Raw genomic sequence first — 13,755 nt, forward strand, 5'->3', positions numbered from 1 at the left:
GACCGTCGCGCCCTGGCCCTGGCCGGCCGCCTCGATGCGGGCCACGGCCTCGGCCTTGGCGGCCTCGACGTCCATGCCGTCCAGGAACTCGGAATTAAAGATCCTGCCGGGGCCGACATAGGCCTCCTTGCCGACCTGGAAGGTCGCCGGATCCTCGCCGTTGGGCAGCACCACCGGCTTGACCGGCAGGCCGTACTTGCGGGCGAAGTCCAGGTCGCGTTGGTCGTGGGCCGGGCAGGCGAAGATCGCGCCGGTGCCGTAGTCCATCAGGATGAAGTTGGCGATCCAGACCGGCAGGGTGATCGACGGGTCCAGCGGGTGCTTGACCCGCATGCCGGTGTCGTAGCCCAGCTTCTCGGCGCTCTCGATCTCGGCTTCCGAGGTGCCGCCCTTGCGGCAGTCGGCGATGAACTGCTGAACCTCGGGGTTCTCGATGCCCAGGCGTTCGGCCAGCGGGTGCTCGGGCGCGATGCCGACGAAGCTGGCGCCGAACAGGGTGTCGGGACGGGTGGTGTAGACCTCCAGCCCGTCGGCCATGCCGTCGGGGGCCTCGCCGTCAAATTGGAACTTGAAGCGCAGGCCCTTGGAGCGGCCGATCCAGTTCTCCTGCATCAGGCGAACCTTGTCGGGCCAGCGGTCCAGGGTCTTCAGCCCGTCGATCAGGGCGTCGGCGTAGTCGGTGATGCGCAGGAACCACTGGGTCAGCTTGCGCTTCTCGACCGTCGCGCCCGAGCGCCAGCCCTTGCCGTCGATGACCTGTTCGTTGGCCAGGACGGTCATGTCGACCGGGTCCCAGTTGACCGAGGCTTCCTTGCGATAGACCAGGTCGCGCTTCAGCAGGCGCAGGAACCAAGCCTGCTGCTTGCCATAATATTCCGGGTCGCAGGTGGCGAACTCGCGCGACCAGTCGACCGAGATGCCCAGCGACTTCAGCTGCTCGCGCATGGCGGCGATGTTGTCGTAGGTCCAGCCCTTGGGGTGGACGCCGCGCTCCATGGCCGCGTTCTCGGCCGGCATGCCGAAGGCGTCCCAGCCCATCGGGTGCAGGACGTTGAAGCCCTGGGCGCGCTTGTAGCGGGCCACCACGTCGCCCATGGCGTAGTTGCGCACGTGGCCCATGTGGATGCGGCCCGACGGATACGGGAACATCTCGAGGACGTAGTATTTCGGACGGCCGTCGTTGATCTCGCCGGTCTTGAAGACGTCGGCCTTCGCCCAGGCGTCACGCCACTTGGGCTCGGTGTCTTTGGGATTGTAGCGGGCCATCGGAAACCAGGTCTTGAATGCGAAGCAGCGCCCCGAAGGCGCGCCCGCGACAAGGTATGCGGTTTCGCGGCCGGAGCGCGCAGAGAAATAGGAGTTCAGGGCCCCCTTCGCTCGGAAGAGGACCCCTTTGGGCCTTAGCCCTTGATGTTCGAAAGGCGAAGCTGACGGGCGCGGGTCAGGATCGCGTTTTCGATGTCGGTGGAGGTCTGGTCGGCGACGGGCGCGTCGACCCAATTGCCGTTGATGTCCTTGGTCTGCTTGAACACCGTGACGTTCAGGCCGTCCGCGCGCAGGCGGGTGTCCAGGATATAGACCGTGGCCTTGAAGCGCTCGGCCGGGGTCTCGGGGTTCACGTACCAGTCGGTGATGATCACGCCGCCGTACGGATCGGCCGAGGCCAGGGGCATGAAGGCGAGGGTGTCGAGGCTGGCGCGCCACAGATAGCCGTTGACGCCGATCGAGCCTTCGCTAGCCGGGGCCTTGCCGCCGCCGAAACGCTTGAACGGGTTCAGGCCCGGCTCATCGTTTTGCGTGGAAAATGTCTTGGGGGGCTTGTTGCTGCTGCAGGCCGAAACGCCCAGCATGGACAGAGCCAGGACGCCCGCGGCGACGCCGCGCATCACAGACCCACGCTCAAACGCCATAGTACCTCGCTCCAATATCTCGCCGACGCTGTTCGCGCTGCCAGGCTCGCCCCCGCGGCCGGGAGCCGGTCTATAGCATGGCTACGCCGCCTCAAAACAGGAATCGCGTGACCTCCTCGCCACACGAGTCGATTGAATCGTCCAATTCAGCCCGAAGTGCGACCAAAGGCTGGTTGACCGCGTTCCGGCCAAGCCTTTAATCGCAATTCACAGGGGCTCGTCTTATATGAGATGGGCGGGGACAACCGAGTACAGGCGGCGAGTAGCGATGGTCGCGAAGCGTTTCTTCTTGGCGGGGGCTGCCGCGCTGATCCTGACGGGATCGGCGGCGACCGCGTTCGCCCAGGCCAAACCGCATGCCGTGGCCCCCGACTTCAGCGTCAAGAACGACTTCACCAGCGCCGCCGCCGGCGTCCAGTATCCGATGGACGACAAGCGCACCCTGCGCTGGGACGCCAAGAAGGGCCGCTGGGGTCTGAAGCTGGACCTCGACCAGCCCGCCAGCCGCGACATGCAGATGCAGGACGTTCAGGCCGGCGCCTATTTCAAGCTGACCCCCTCGATCCGCGTCGGCGGCGCCGTCAGCCTGGGCGAGTCCAACCCGGCCCTGGCCGCCCGCAAGGCCCAGCAGCCCGAGCCGGCGCCGCGCGTTCGGCTGGAAACCGCTTTCAAGTTCTAACGCCGGCTCGGCCCGCCAAATTAGCTGGCGAGCGCTTCGACCGCCGCGATCCCGACAATCCCTCCGCCCGCGAGCTGACCAGCCGTGTCCGCGCGCACGCCGCCCAGCGCGTAGACTGGCAAGGCCGTCGCCGCGACGAGTGATTTCAAACCCGCGACGCCCAGGGGCCGCCCGGCCGAAGGGCTGTTGCTGGCGAAGACCGGCGACACGACCACCGCATCGGCCCCCGCGCGCTCGGCCGCCTGGACCGCGCCAAGATCATGGGCGGCGGCGGTGATCAGATAGCGGCCGTGCTCGGCTCTCAGGCGGGGGATGTCTCCGGCCAGGCGCTCAGGCATGTGCAGGCCGTCCGCGCCGATCCCCTCGGCCAGGGCGGGGTGGGCGCCGACCAGCAGCGTCAGGCCGCGCGCGTCGGCGATGGCCCGCAGGCGCCGGCCCTGCTCGACCGCGTCGGCCGCGCCGAACGCCCGGAACACGATCCCCGCGCCGCGCGGCAGGCGCTCGACGACGGCCTCCGGCGCGGCGACCCGCGCGGGATCGGTGAAGAACAGCAGATTGGGCAGGATCCGGCCGCGCACGGACCTTGGCGGAAAGGCCGCCGCCGTCCTAGACAAGACCTCCAGTTCGCTGACGCCCTGCAAGGCCATCCTCCCATGTCCAAAGCCCTCGCCGACATCCGCGCCCGCATCGCCGCCGCCGAGGCCAGCGCGGGCCGGCCGGCCGGCGTGGTGACCCTGGTGGCGGTGTCAAAGACCCAGCCCTGGGAGCATATCGCGCCCGTGCTGGCCGCGGGACAGAAAGTGTTCGGCGAAAACCGCGTCCAGGAGGCGATGGAACGCTGGGGCGATCGCCGCGAGGGGCTGGAGCTGCGCCTGATTGGCCCCCTTCAGACCAATAAGGCCCGTGAAGCGGTCGGCTTCTTCGACGTGATCGAAACGGTCGACCGTGAAAAGCTGGCCCGCGTCCTGGCCGACGAAATCCAGCGGGCCGGCAAGGCCCTGCGCCTCTATGTCCAGGTCAATACCGGCGAGGAGCCGCAGAAGGCGGGGGTCACGCCGGGCCAAGCGGACGCCTTCATCGCCGCCTGCCGGGGCCAGTACGGGCTGAGCGTCGAAGGGCTGATGTGCATTCCGCCCGTCGACGCCGATCCCGCGCCGCACTTCGCCCTGCTGCGCTCGATCGCCGAACGCAACGGCGTCGAAAAGCTGTCGATGGGGATGAGCGACGACTTCGAGATCGCCATCGCGCAGGGCGCGACCTCGGTGCGGGTAGGGTCGGCGCTGTTTGGGGGGCGGAACTACGGTTAGCTGTGAAGTTTCGGAACTTCGCCCCTAAATTTCCTGCCTCCCCAGGCCTTGTGCCTGGGGCCCAGCGCTCCGCAGGTTTTGAGTACCTCGTGTTCATCCACGTCGGCGGCGGCCTCCAATCATCGCCGCGCCAAGCCGAACCATGGGTCCTCGCCACAAGGGCGAGGAAGGCGGCGTTAGGAGGATATCTCCGTTAGCGCCGCGACTTAATCCGCCACGATCTCCACCGCGTCCCCGGGGTTGGCCACGGCCAGCACCGCCTCCAGGTCCGCCCGCGCCAGGGCCACGCAGCCCTCGGTGCCGGGATAGCCTTCCCGCGCCAGATGCATGAAGATCGCCGAGCCCATCCCCGGAACCGGCGGGTCGTCGTTGTGACCCAGGATCACCACCAGATCGTAGACGGCGTCGTCGCGCCACATCCGCTCGGCGCTGGCCGGATAGGGCAGGGCGACCGGGCGGTTGTAGTTCGGATCGTCCGGCGCGTCGCACCAGCCGTCATCGGGCCGGGTCGCGCGAACGGGCAGGGTGGTCCGGGGGCCGTCCGGATAGACGTCGGGCCGATACCAAACCTCGCGCAGGCGCCAGGTCCCGAGCGGGCTCTTGCTGTCGCCTTCGCGCTTGTCGTCCGCCTCGATCGTCCCGGCCTTGCCGATCGCGCAGCGCAGGGTCCGCCCTTCCAGCTCGAAACGGCCGTCGGCGTGGGCTCGGAACAGCATGGCGACGTCGACTCCTGGACTTAAGACGGCGGCCGGGGTTGTCCCCGAGGGCCGCAGCGGTGCATGTTTCCCCTTATGGCGCAACGCAAGACCCTTCTGCTGATCGACGACGATGACGACCTGCGCGGCGCCCTGGCCGAGCAGCTCGCCCTGCACGAGGAGTTCGCGGTCGCCGAGGCCGCCAGCGCCGGCGAGGGCGGTCGGATGGCGCGCGAGATCAAGCCCGACCTGATCCTGCTGGACGTCGACCTGCCCGACATGGACGGCCGCGAAGCCTGCCGCCTGATGCGCAAGAACGGGGTCACCGCCCCGGTGATCATGCTGACGGCCGCCGCCAGCGACAGCGACACCATCCTGGGCCTGGAGTCCGGGGCCAACGACTATGTCACCAAGCCCTTCCGCTTCGGCGTGCTGCTGGCCCGCATCCGCGCCCAGCTGCGCAGCTACGAGGCCTCGGAGGACGCCCTGTTCCGGATCGGTCCGTACGAGTTCCGCCCGTCCGCCAAGCTGCTGGTCGACGAGAAGCAGAAGAAGGTGCGGCTGACCGAGAAGGAAACCAATATCCTCAAGTACCTCTACCGCGCCGGCTCCAAGCCGGTGTCGCGCGAGGAGCTGCTGACCGAGGTCTGGGGTTACAATGCGGGGGTCACCACCCACACACTGGAGACCCACGTCTATCGCCTGCGCCAGAAGATCGAGCCCGATCCGACCGTGGCACGGATCCTGATCACCGAGATGGGCGGGTATCGTCTGCAGCCGTAGGCCTTGAGAACTGTCATCCCGGGTCTCCGCCGTGCTTGGCCGGGATGACAGGTGAAATGGCTCAAAAAGAAAGGGCCCGACCTTTCGGCCGGACCCCCTCTCGAAACCACTACGGCTCAGAAATCAGGCGTTGCCGACCTGGACGCCTTCGGCCTGGGCCTTGCGCGCGGCGTAGACGCCGGCGAAGTCGATCGGGTCGATCAGGAAGGGCGGGAAGCCGCCTTCGGCCGTCACGTCCGAGATCAGGCGGCGGGCGTACGGGAACAGGAAGCGCGGGCACTCGATCAGCAGCACGGGCTCCAGGTCTTCCTCCGGCACGCCGGCGATGTGGAACAGGCCGCCATAAACCACTTCGACGTGGAACACGGCCTGCTCGTCGCGCAGGGCGCGGGCCGAGAGCTTCAGGTCCACCTCGAACAGGCCGTCGGGGCGGCCGCGGGCGTTCATCTCGACGCCCATGTCGATCGCGGGCTGGGCGGCGCCAGCGCGCAGGCTGTCGGGGGCCAGGGGGTTCTCGAACGAGAAGTCACGGACGAACTGGGCCAGGATACGGATGCCCGATTGCGCGGCGTTCTCTTCCGAAATCGCCTCGGGGGCGGTCGTGTCGGTCATTAGGATAAAATCCGTGATCGGCGCCTGAAACGCCTTGAGAAGGTGGGGGCTGCTACCATGAGGGCCAGCCTGGCGCAACGCCAGGCGCCTGACGGGAGAGCGCGTCTCGCCTATATAGGCGTGATACCCGCAGCCCGCCCGGTACGGATCAAGTTTTCCAACACCGACAAGCAGGCTACGATCCTAAAGCTCCAGGGCCCTAGAAAGCCCGTCGCCGGACCCAGAAGTGCTCCAGATCCTGTTTCTCGCCGCGGTCGCCGCTGTCGTTCTCTACCAGCTCTACGCCACCCTGGGCCGGCGCGTCGGTCGCCAGCCCGAGGACGTGTCCGCCGCGCCCGGCGGGACCCCGGGTCCGGCCGCGAGCGAATCCGCTCACCCCGTCCTGCGTTCGGAAGGCCTGGCGTCGCTCAAGGCCCGCCAGCCCGATTTCGATCCGACCAAGTTCCTGGCGGGCGCCCGGACGGCCTATGAGCAGATCGTCACGGCCTACGCCCAGGGCGATCGCGAGACCCTGACGCCGTTGCTGGCGCCCCAGGTGATGAGCAACTTCGAGCACGCCATGGCCGCGCGCGAAGCCGCCGGGCGCACCGAGAAGGTGGAGTTCCTGACACCCCCGCGCCTGGACCTGGAGAGCATCGACGTGACCGGCGATGTCGCCAAGGCGGTGGTGCGGATCCTGGCCGAGGTGCGCACCCGCACCAAGGACGAGCGCGGCGAAGGTGTCGACGATCGTCGCACGGCCGAGCTCTGGACGTTCGAGCGCGAGGTCAAGAGCGCCAATCCGAACTGGCTGTTGTCGTTCGTCGCCGCCGCCGAGGCCTGATGTTCCGCCGCGCGCACGCCTCTCTCGCGCCGCTGGCCCTGGCGGCGCTGCTGCTGAGCGCCTGCGCCAGCGTGATCACGCCGCCGCCGCCCATCCCGCCGCCGTCGGCGGCGCCCGCCCCATCCGCCCCCGCGCCCCCGCCGGCGCCCTCGACGCCGCGGCCTGGGACCTTGTCCTTCTCGGACCTGCCGGGCTGGGCGCAGGAGGATCATCTGGCGGCGCTGCAGGCTTTCCGGTCGGGATGCGGCGTGTCGAAGGACCCGTCCATGGCCAAGGCCTGCGACCGGGCTCGGGCGGCGCCGACCCAGGACGAGGTCGCCGCGCGGGCCTTCTTCGAAAGCAATTTCCGTCCGGAGCCGGTCGGCGACGAGGGCCTGCTGACCGCCTATTTCGCCCCCCAGTACGAAGCGCGGATGTCGCGCAACGCCGAATTCGCCGCGCCCGTGCGCGGCCTGCCCGGCGATCTGGTCGTGCTGGACCTCGGCCCGTTCGAGCCGGCCCTGATCGGCAAGAAGATCACTGGCCACGTCGAAGGCGCCACCTTCGTTCCCTATCCCGACCGGGCGGAGATCGAGACGGTTCCGACCGACAAGCCGCTCGCCTGGATGCGACCCGAGGAGCTGTTCTTCCTGCAGATCCAGGGATCGGGCGTGCTGACGCTGCCCGACGGACGGCGCGTCCGGGCCGTGTTCGCCGGGACCAACGGCCGGCCGTTCGTCGGCGTCGCCAACGCCATGCGCGACAAGGGCCTGCTGCCGGACAACAACACCTCGGGCGATGCGATCCGAACCTGGCTGGCCGATCATCGCGGGCCCGAGGCCGATGCGATCATGCGCCTGAACCCGCGCTACGTGTTCTTCAAGATGGCCGAGGACGACGGCAAGGAGCCGGTGGGCTCGGCGGGCGTGTCGCTGCCCCCTGGCCGCGCCATCGCCGTCGATCCCAGCCGCCACGCCTATGGGGACCTCTACTGGCTGGACGCCAGCGCCCCGGCGCTGTCGGGCGCCTTCCCGGCCTATCGGCGCCTGGCCATGGCGCTGGACACCGGCGGAGCGATCAAGGGCGATGTCCGGGCGGATCTCTATCTGGGCTCGGGCCCGGCCGCCGGGGCCGAGGCTGGCCGCGTGCGCCACGCCCTGCGCCTCTACCGGCTCGCGCCGCAGCCGTAACGTGAGCAAGAAGCCGCCGCCCGGCCCGGAAGACGATCGGCGCCTCTGGCGGCTCGTGGCCTCGACCGTGACGCCGCGCAACCCGGCCAAGCCGGAGAAGATGCGCAGCAAGGCGCGGATCCGGCCGTCGCTGAAGATGGACACCGCGCTTCCGGCCGAGCCGCCCACCCGTCTGGTCTCGATCGCGCCGCTGCGGCTGCATCCAGAAGACTTGAAGGCGCCCGCGCCGAAGCCGCTCAAGGGCCCGGCGGGCCACATCGAGCCCAATCGCAAGCTGCGGATCGTCAAGGAGCGCGACCCGATCGGCGCGCGGCTGGACATGCACGGCCTCGACCAGGACCAGGCCCGCGCCACGCTGGAAGCCTTCATCCGCCGGTCGTACGGTCAGGGTCACCGGGCCGTGCTCGTCATCACCGGCAAGGGCAAGGTGGGGCAGGGGGTGCTGAAGCAGCGAACGCCCGAATGGCTGGCCGATCCGTCGCTACGCGAAATGATCGCCGGCGTGTCGATGGCCGACCAGCGCCACGGCGGCGAGGGGGCGCTCTACGTGGCGCTGAAGCGGCGGGTGTGAGGAAGCCCCCTCTCCATGAGAGAGGGTTTCTGGCCTCAGCCCTTCCGAGACGCCTTCTCGGCGATGCCTGAAGTCCCCTCGCGGGCCTCCAGCTTCTCGGCCACGGCGTCCAGCGAGACGCCCGAGGCGGCCATCAGGGCAAGCCAATGGTAGAGGAGGTCGGCGCTTTCGGCCGCCAGGGCGTCGGGTCCCCCCTCCTGCGATTTGAGAGCCACGGCGGCTATCACCGTCTCGACGGCTTCCTCGCCCAGCTTCTTGGCCGCGAGCGCCGGATCGTTCAGCAGCTTGGCGGTGTAGGACGCCGACGGATCGCCGCCCTTGCGGCTCTCGATCGTCGCGGCGAGGCGCTGCATGACATCGGTCAGGCGCTGGCTCATGCGACTTCCTTCAGGCCGTCGAGGCGCACCGGGATGCCGGCGGCGGCCATGGCCTGCTTGGCCTCGCCGATCGAGATCTCGCCGAAGTGGAAGATCGAGGCGGCCAGCACGGCGGCGGCGTGACCGTCGCGGGCGGCTTCCACCAGGTGCTCGGTCTTGCCGGCCCCGCCCGAGGCGATCACCGGCACGTTGACCGTCCCGGTAACGGCCCGCAGCAGAGGGATGTCGTAGCCGATCTTGGCGCCGTCGCGATCCATCGAGGTCAGCAGGATCTCGCCCGCGCCGCGCTCCACCACCTTGGCGGCCCACTCGACCACGTCGATCCCGGTGTCCTGGCGGCCGCCATAGGTCCAGACGTTCCAGCCCGAGCCGTCCGGCCGCGCCTTGGCGTCGATGGCCACGACCACGCACTGAGCTCCAAAAGCATCAGCGCCGGCGGCGATCAGGTCGGGATTCTCGACAGCGGCGGTGTTGACCGAGACCTTGTCGGCGCCGGCCAGCAAGAGGCGGCGCATGTCCGAGACCTGCCGCACGCCGCCGCCCACCGAAACGGGCATGAAACAGACCTCGGCGGTGCGCGAGATCACGTCCAGGATCAGGCCGCGGCCTTCGCTGGAGGCGGTGATGTCCAGGAACATCAGCTCGTCGGCGCCGGCGGCGTCATAGGCCCTGGCCTGCTCCACCGGGTCGCCGGCGTCGCGCAGGGAGACGAAGTTGACCCCCTTGACCACCCGCCCGTCCTTCACGTCGAGGCAGGGAATGATCCGGGTCTTCAGCATCAGGCGGCCGCCGCGATCAGGGCTTCGGCCGGACGGATCGTGCCGGCGTAGAGCGAGCGGCCGAGGATCGCGCCGGCGATCTCGACACCGGGACGGGCCTTCAGCCGCTCGATGTCGGCCACGGAGGCGACGCCGCCCGAGGCGATGACGGGAATGGAGACCGCGTCGGCCAGCTCGCCCACGCCCTCGACATTGACCCCCGTGAGGGCGCCGTCACGGCTGATGTCGGTGATGATCAGGGCGGCGACGCCCGCGTCTTCGAAGCGACGGGACAGATCGATGGCGGAGAGGTCCGACAGGCCCGTCCAGCCGTCCACCGCGACCTTGCCGTCACGGACGTCGACGGCCACGGCGATCTGCTCGGGCCACAGGCGGGCGGCCTTCTTGACCAGTTCGGGGTCGTGTACGGCCACGGTGCCGAGGATGACGCGCGATACGCCCGCCTCGATCCAGGCCTCGACGCCTTCCAGCGTGCGGATGCCGCCGCCCAGCTGCACTGGGATCGAGATCGACTCCAGGATCGACTCCACGGCGGCGGTATTGACCGACTTGCCCTCGATGGCGCCGTTCAGATCAACGACGTGCAGCCACGAGAAGCCGTCCTTGACGAAGCGCTGGGCCTGGTCGGCGGGCGAATTGTTGAAGACCGTGGCCTTCTCCATGTCGCCGTGCAGCAGGCGCACGCACTGGCCGTCCTTCAGGTCGATGGCGGGATAGAGGATCATGGGCGCCATTCCAGGAAGTTGGCGAGCAGGGCGAGCCCTGAGGCTTGTGATTTTTCGGGGTGGAACTGTACGCCCGCGACATTGTCCTTGGCCACCGCCGCCGTGAATGGCCCGCCGTGGTCGGAGGTCGCCACCACGTCGTCCGGATCGGCCGGCGTCAGGGCGAAGGAGTTGGCGTAGTACATGTGGGCGCCGTCCTCGATCCCCGCGAACAGGGGATGAGCGCGGACGAAGCTGATCGCGTTCCAGCCCATGTGCGGGATGGTCAGGCGCGGATCGTTGGGCTCGAGCTTCTTCACCTGGCCCTTGATCCAGTCGAGGCCGGGCGTGACGCCGAACTCCAGGCCCTCGGTGGCCAGGAGCTGGTGGCCGACACAGATGCCCATGAACGGGACGCCTCGGCCGTGCACGGCGGCGTTCATCGCTTCGTAGACGCCGGTGGCGTCCAACCCCGCGCGGCACGAGGCGAAGGCCCCGACACCGGGCAGGAAGACGCGATCGGCCCCGGCGACAAGGTCGGGATCGGCGGTGACGACGATGTCGGCGTCGAGCGCGCGGCGACGGGCCGCCTCACGCAGGGCCTTCTCGGCCGAACGCAGGTTGCCCGACCCGTAGTCGATCAGGGCGACGGTCTGCATGGAGTTTCCTTACAGCACGCCCTTGGTGGACGGAGCCTGACCGCCGGTCTTGGGGTCGATCTCGACCGCCTGACGCAGCGCCCGGGCCAGGGCCTTGAAGCCGCTTTCGGCCACGTGGTGGGTATTGTCGCCGTACAGGGTCTCCAGGTGGACGCACGCCCCGCAGTTCATCGCGAACGCGTGGTGGAACTCCTTGAAGAGCTCGGTGTCCATCTCGCCGACCTTGGGCCGCTTGAAGTCGACCTTCCAGACCAGATAGGGCCGGTTGGACAGGTCGATCGCGCAGCGCGTCAGGGTCTCGTCCATCGGGATGTAGGCATGGCCAAAGCGGCGGACGCCCTTGAAGCCGTCCAGCGCTTTGTTGATCGCCAGGCCCAGCACGATGCCGGTGTCCTCGACCGTGTGGTGCATGTCGATGTGCAGGTCGCCCTTGGTCTCGACCTTCAGGTCGAAGCCGCCGTGGCGCGCGAAGCTCTCCAGCATATGGTCGTAGAAACCGATGCCGGTGGAGATCGTCGAGGCGCCGGTCCCGTCGAGATCGATCCAGACCCGGATCTGGGTCTCCTTCGTCTCGCGGACCACTTCAGCGGTGCGGGCCATCTGAAATCCTAAAGTCCGTTCTTCTCGGCCAGCTCGCGCAGGGAAACCTGCGGGCGCGGACCATAGTGGTCGATGACCTCGGCCGCCGCCAGGCTGCCCAGCTGACCGCAGACCGGCAGCGAGCGGCCTTGGCTGAGGCCATAGAGGAAACCCGCCGCGTATTGGTCGCCCGCGCCGGTCGTGTCCACGACTTTTTCCACGGGATAGGCCGAGATTTCGTGAATGAGCGCGCCCGAGGCGACCACCGAGCCCTTTTCGCTGCGGGTCACGGCGGCGATCTCGCAGCGGGCGGCCAGGGCCTTCACGGCGGCGTCGAAGTCGGTGGTCTCGAACAGCGAGCAGACCTCGCTCTCGTTGGCGAAGACGATGTCGCACTGGGTTTCGATGAAGCCCAGCAGCGCCGAACGATGACGATCGACCATGAAGCTGTCGCTGAGGGTCATCGAGATCTTGCGGCCGGCGCCGTGGCTGAGCGCGGCGGCCTTGGCGAAGGCGCGGCGGGCTTCCGGCGGATCGAACAGGTAGCCTTCGAGATAGGAATACTGGGCGCCCTCGATGATCTGCGGATCGACGTCGGCCGGGTTCAGCTCCACGCAGGCGCCCAGATAGGTCGACATGGTGCGCTGGGCGTCGGACGTGACGTTGATCAGGCTCTGAGCGGTGGCGGGGCCTTCGGCCAGGGGCGGGGTCGTGAACAGGCAGCCGATCGCGTTCATGTCGTGGCGGAACACCCGACCCAGCTGGTCGTCGGCGACCTTGCCGATGAAGGCGGCCTTGCCGCCGAAGCTGGCGACGCCGGCCACGGTGTTGGCGGCGCTGCCGCCCGAGGCCTCGATGCCCGCTGACATCGCGTCGTACAGGCTGGCCGCCCGCGCCGGGTCGATCAGGGCCATGGAGCCCTTCACCAGGCCCTCGCGCTCCAGGAAGGCGTCGTCGCATTGGGCGATGACGTCGACGATGGCGTTGCCGATGGCGGCGACGTCGTAGAGCGCGGTCATGGGGCGATGCAAACCTTTGAAAGAGCTGGGCCAAGGACCCGGACAACACGGCGATTAAAGGAAGTGGCGCGGCAAGGCAACGCGAGCCTTGCTCGCGAGGCTACGACACTCTAACCGCACGATGTTCTAGCAAGCGTGAGCAAGCCGATGGTCGACGTCCTGATCCTGGTTCCCGCCCGAGACGAACCACGGTTCGCCACCAGCTGGACGCCGCTGTTCGAGCGCCTGGCCGCTCCGCTCCGCGCCCATGGCCTGCTGGTCGGGGCCCAGCCCTGGACGGATCCCATCGAACGCGGCCGGGCGCGCCTGGTCATGCCGTCCCTGGCCTGGGGTTATCACCATCGCCAGGCCGATTGGTTCGCCCTGCTCGACCGGCTGGAGACCGATGGGACGCGGGTGGCCAATCCCGCCGCGGTGATGCGCTGGAACTCGACCAAGACCTATCTGGTCGAGCTGGCCGGCAAGGGTGCTCCGGTCGTCCCGACCCTCGCTCACGACCGGCTGACGACTGAGACGGTGGAGGCCGCGTTCGACGCGTTCGGGGTCGACGAGGTGGTGGTCAAGCCGCAGATCTCGGCCGGCTCGCAGGACACCATCCGCGTCAAGCGCCACGGTTCGCTGGCGGGCGGCCCGACGGGCCCGGCCCTGATCCAGCCGTTCCTGCCCGCGGTGGGCGAGGAAGGCGAGCTGTCGCTGTTCTATTTCGACGGCCATTTCAGCCACGCCGTCGCCAAGGTGGCGGTCGAGGGCGACTTCCGCGTCCAGCCGCAGTTCGGCGGCCAGGTCAGCGAGATCGCGCCCGAGCCGGAAGCGCTGCGCGCGGCGCGGATGGTGCTGGACGCCGCGCCGGGAAACCTGACCTACGCCCGCGTCGATCTGATCCGGGGCCTCGACCACACGCCGCAGCTGATGGAGCTGGAGGTCATCGAGCCCGACCTGTTCCTGGAGCACGCCCACGACAAGGGCGCGGCCTTCGCGGCGGCGGTGATGCGGGCGATCGGGTGACTAGGTGAAAGATGCTCCCCCGCGATGCGGGGGAGCTGTCGCGGAGCGACTGAGGGGGCAAGTTCGGCTTGGGTTCAGCTGGCC

18 protein-coding genes are annotated in these 13,755 nt (G+C 68.8%); 7 read left to right on the forward strand and 11 right to left on the reverse strand.

Annotated elements, in window-relative coordinates:
• The coding region (locus VJ655_RS10575; RefSeq protein ID WP_324111017.1) for a leucine--tRNA ligase at nucleotides 1–1,266 on the reverse strand (1,266 nt) is incomplete at its 3' end.
• A 134-nt stretch (nucleotides 1,267–1,400) separates the two neighbouring features.
• On the reverse strand, nucleotides 1,401–1,925 hold the full coding sequence (locus VJ655_RS10580; protein ID WP_324111018.1) for a DUF3576 domain-containing protein: 525 nt from the start codon (nucleotides 1,923–1,925) through the stop codon (nucleotides 1,401–1,403).
• Nucleotides 1,926–2,178: 253 nt separating this feature from the next.
• Here VJ655_RS10580 and VJ655_RS10585 point away from each other — a divergent pair, with 253 nt between their 5' ends.
• Complete coding sequence (locus VJ655_RS10585; RefSeq protein WP_324111019.1) at nucleotides 2,179–2,589, forward strand: NtrZ family periplasmic regulatory protein; 411 nt, start codon at nucleotides 2,179–2,181, stop codon at nucleotides 2,587–2,589.
• 20 nt (nucleotides 2,590–2,609) lie between these two features.
• On the opposite strand, the gene VJ655_RS10590 is transcribed toward VJ655_RS10585, so the two are convergent.
• Entirely contained in the window at nucleotides 2,610–3,230 is a 621-nt protein-coding gene (locus VJ655_RS10590) for a thiamine phosphate synthase (RefSeq protein ID WP_324111034.1), read from the reverse strand.
• A gap of 12 nt (nucleotides 3,231–3,242) precedes the next feature.
• Here VJ655_RS10590 and VJ655_RS10595 point away from each other — a divergent pair, with 12 nt between their 5' ends.
• Nucleotides 3,243–3,896, forward strand: a complete 654-nt coding sequence (locus VJ655_RS10595; RefSeq protein WP_324111020.1) for a YggS family pyridoxal phosphate-dependent enzyme — start codon at nucleotides 3,243–3,245, stop codon at nucleotides 3,894–3,896.
• Nucleotides 3,897–4,102: 206 nt separating this feature from the next.
• On the opposite strand, the gene VJ655_RS10600 is transcribed toward VJ655_RS10595, so the two are convergent.
• The gene (locus VJ655_RS10600) at nucleotides 4,103–4,612 is read right to left on the reverse strand and encodes a L,D-transpeptidase family protein (RefSeq protein ID WP_324111021.1); all 510 of its coding nucleotides are present in this window, start codon (nucleotides 4,610–4,612) and stop codon (nucleotides 4,103–4,105) included.
• Between the two features lie 75 nt (nucleotides 4,613–4,687).
• Between VJ655_RS10600 and VJ655_RS10605 the strand changes: the two genes are divergently transcribed.
• The gene (locus VJ655_RS10605; RefSeq protein ID WP_324111036.1) at nucleotides 4,688–5,374 is read left to right on the forward strand and encodes a response regulator transcription factor; all 687 of its coding nucleotides are present in this window, start codon (nucleotides 4,688–4,690) and stop codon (nucleotides 5,372–5,374) included.
• Nucleotides 5,375–5,497: 123 nt separating this feature from the next.
• Here VJ655_RS10605 and secB read toward each other — a convergent pair whose 3' ends face one another.
• Entirely contained in the window at nucleotides 5,498–5,986 is a 489-nt protein-coding gene (secB, locus tag VJ655_RS10610; RefSeq protein ID WP_324111023.1) for a protein-export chaperone SecB, read from the reverse strand.
• 226 nt (nucleotides 5,987–6,212) lie between these two features.
• Here secB and timA point away from each other — a divergent pair, with 226 nt between their 5' ends.
• The 3 genes from timA to VJ655_RS10625 are packed head-to-tail and all read left to right on the forward strand — an operon-like array spanning nucleotide 6,213 to nucleotide 8,549.
• On the forward strand, nucleotides 6,213–6,809 hold the full coding sequence (gene timA, locus VJ655_RS10615; RefSeq protein WP_324111024.1) for a TIM44-related membrane protein TimA: 597 nt from the start codon (nucleotides 6,213–6,215) through the stop codon (nucleotides 6,807–6,809).
• On the forward strand, nucleotides 6,809–7,978 hold the full coding sequence (locus tag VJ655_RS10620; protein WP_324111025.1) for a murein transglycosylase A: 1,170 nt from the start codon (nucleotides 6,809–6,811) through the stop codon (nucleotides 7,976–7,978). The genes timA and VJ655_RS10620 overlap by 1 nt, the downstream gene beginning before the upstream one ends.
• A gap of 1 nt (nucleotide 7,979) precedes the next feature.
• Entirely contained in the window at nucleotides 7,980–8,549 is a 570-nt protein-coding gene (locus VJ655_RS10625; RefSeq protein WP_324111026.1) for a Smr/MutS family protein, read from the forward strand.
• Between the two features lie 35 nt (nucleotides 8,550–8,584).
• Here VJ655_RS10625 and VJ655_RS10630 read toward each other — a convergent pair whose 3' ends face one another.
• Genes VJ655_RS10630 through VJ655_RS10655 form a run of 6 tightly spaced genes read right to left on the reverse strand, consistent with a single transcriptional unit; the run spans nucleotide 8,585 to nucleotide 12,666 of the window.
• Nucleotides 8,585–8,926: a phosphoribosyl-ATP diphosphatase gene (locus VJ655_RS10630; protein ID WP_324111027.1), complete on the reverse strand. Its 342-nt coding sequence runs from the start codon at nucleotides 8,924–8,926 to the stop codon at nucleotides 8,585–8,587.
• On the reverse strand, nucleotides 8,923–9,705 hold the full coding sequence (hisF, locus tag VJ655_RS10635) for an imidazole glycerol phosphate synthase subunit HisF (RefSeq protein ID WP_324111028.1): 783 nt from the start codon (nucleotides 9,703–9,705) through the stop codon (nucleotides 8,923–8,925). The genes VJ655_RS10630 and hisF overlap by 4 nt, the downstream gene beginning before the upstream one ends.
• Nucleotides 9,705–10,439: a 1-(5-phosphoribosyl)-5-[(5-phosphoribosylamino)methylideneamino]imidazole-4-carboxamide isomerase gene (hisA, locus tag VJ655_RS10640; protein WP_324111029.1), complete on the reverse strand. Its 735-nt coding sequence runs from the start codon at nucleotides 10,437–10,439 to the stop codon at nucleotides 9,705–9,707. The genes hisF and hisA overlap by 1 nt, the downstream gene beginning before the upstream one ends.
• A complete protein-coding gene (hisH, locus tag VJ655_RS10645; RefSeq protein ID WP_324111030.1) occupies nucleotides 10,427–11,068 on the reverse strand; it encodes an imidazole glycerol phosphate synthase subunit HisH in 642 nt (213 codons plus the stop codon). The genes hisA and hisH overlap by 13 nt, the downstream gene beginning before the upstream one ends.
• Before the next feature lie 9 nt (nucleotides 11,069–11,077).
• Nucleotides 11,078–11,668, reverse strand: coding sequence for an imidazoleglycerol-phosphate dehydratase HisB (gene hisB / locus VJ655_RS10650; RefSeq protein ID WP_324111031.1), 591 nt, complete (start codon nucleotides 11,666–11,668; stop codon nucleotides 11,078–11,080).
• Nucleotides 11,669–11,676: 8 nt separating this feature from the next.
• Complete coding sequence (locus VJ655_RS10655; protein ID WP_324111032.1) at nucleotides 11,677–12,666, reverse strand: adenosine kinase; 990 nt, start codon at nucleotides 12,664–12,666, stop codon at nucleotides 11,677–11,679.
• A gap of 147 nt (nucleotides 12,667–12,813) precedes the next feature.
• On the opposite strand from VJ655_RS10655, the gene VJ655_RS10660 reads away from it, so the two are divergent.
• On the forward strand, nucleotides 12,814–13,671 hold the full coding sequence (locus tag VJ655_RS10660) for a transporter (protein WP_324111037.1): 858 nt from the start codon (nucleotides 12,814–12,816) through the stop codon (nucleotides 13,669–13,671).
• Nucleotides 13,672–13,755: the final 84 nt, after the last annotated feature.

It is taken from the genome of Caulobacter sp. (assembly GCF_035254145.1).
Lineage (GTDB): Bacteria > Pseudomonadota > Alphaproteobacteria > Caulobacterales > Caulobacteraceae > Caulobacter.

What these genes read in the sequence shown, in the direction of transcription:
- VJ655_RS10595 (WP_324111020.1), top strand. Translation starts at nt 3,243, where the DNA reads ATGTCCAAAGCCCTCGCCGACATCCGCGCCCGCATCGCCGCCGCCGAG.
- VJ655_RS10620 (WP_324111025.1), top strand. Translation starts at nt 6,809, where the DNA reads ATGTTCCGCCGCGCGCACGCCTCTCTCGCGCCGCTGGCCCTGGCGGCG.
- hisF (WP_324111028.1), bottom strand. Translation starts at nt 9,705, where the DNA reads ATGCTGAAGACCCGGATCATTCCCTGCCTCGACGTGAAGGACGGGCGG.
- VJ655_RS10630 (WP_324111027.1), bottom strand. Translation starts at nt 8,926, where the DNA reads ATGAGCCAGCGCCTGACCGATGTCATGCAGCGCCTCGCCGCGACGATC.
- VJ655_RS10660 (WP_324111037.1), top strand. Translation starts at nt 12,814, where the DNA reads ATGGTCGACGTCCTGATCCTGGTTCCCGCCCGAGACGAACCACGGTTC.
- secB (WP_324111023.1), bottom strand. Translation starts at nt 5,986, where the DNA reads ATGACCGACACGACCGCCCCCGAGGCGATTTCGGAAGAGAACGCCGCG.
- VJ655_RS10605 (WP_324111036.1), top strand. Translation starts at nt 4,688, where the DNA reads ATGGCGCAACGCAAGACCCTTCTGCTGATCGACGACGATGACGACCTG.
- VJ655_RS10585 (WP_324111019.1), top strand. Translation starts at nt 2,179, where the DNA reads ATGGTCGCGAAGCGTTTCTTCTTGGCGGGGGCTGCCGCGCTGATCCTG.
- hisH (WP_324111030.1), bottom strand. Translation starts at nt 11,068, where the DNA reads ATGCAGACCGTCGCCCTGATCGACTACGGGTCGGGCAACCTGCGTTCG.
- hisA (WP_324111029.1), bottom strand. Translation starts at nt 10,439, where the DNA reads ATGGCGCCCATGATCCTCTATCCCGCCATCGACCTGAAGGACGGCCAG.
- VJ655_RS10655 (WP_324111032.1), bottom strand. Translation starts at nt 12,666, where the DNA reads ATGACCGCGCTCTACGACGTCGCCGCCATCGGCAACGCCATCGTCGAC.
- hisB (WP_324111031.1), bottom strand. Translation starts at nt 11,668, where the DNA reads ATGGCCCGCACCGCTGAAGTGGTCCGCGAGACGAAGGAGACCCAGATC.
- VJ655_RS10600 (WP_324111021.1), bottom strand. Translation starts at nt 4,612, where the DNA reads ATGCTGTTCCGAGCCCACGCCGACGGCCGTTTCGAGCTGGAAGGGCGG.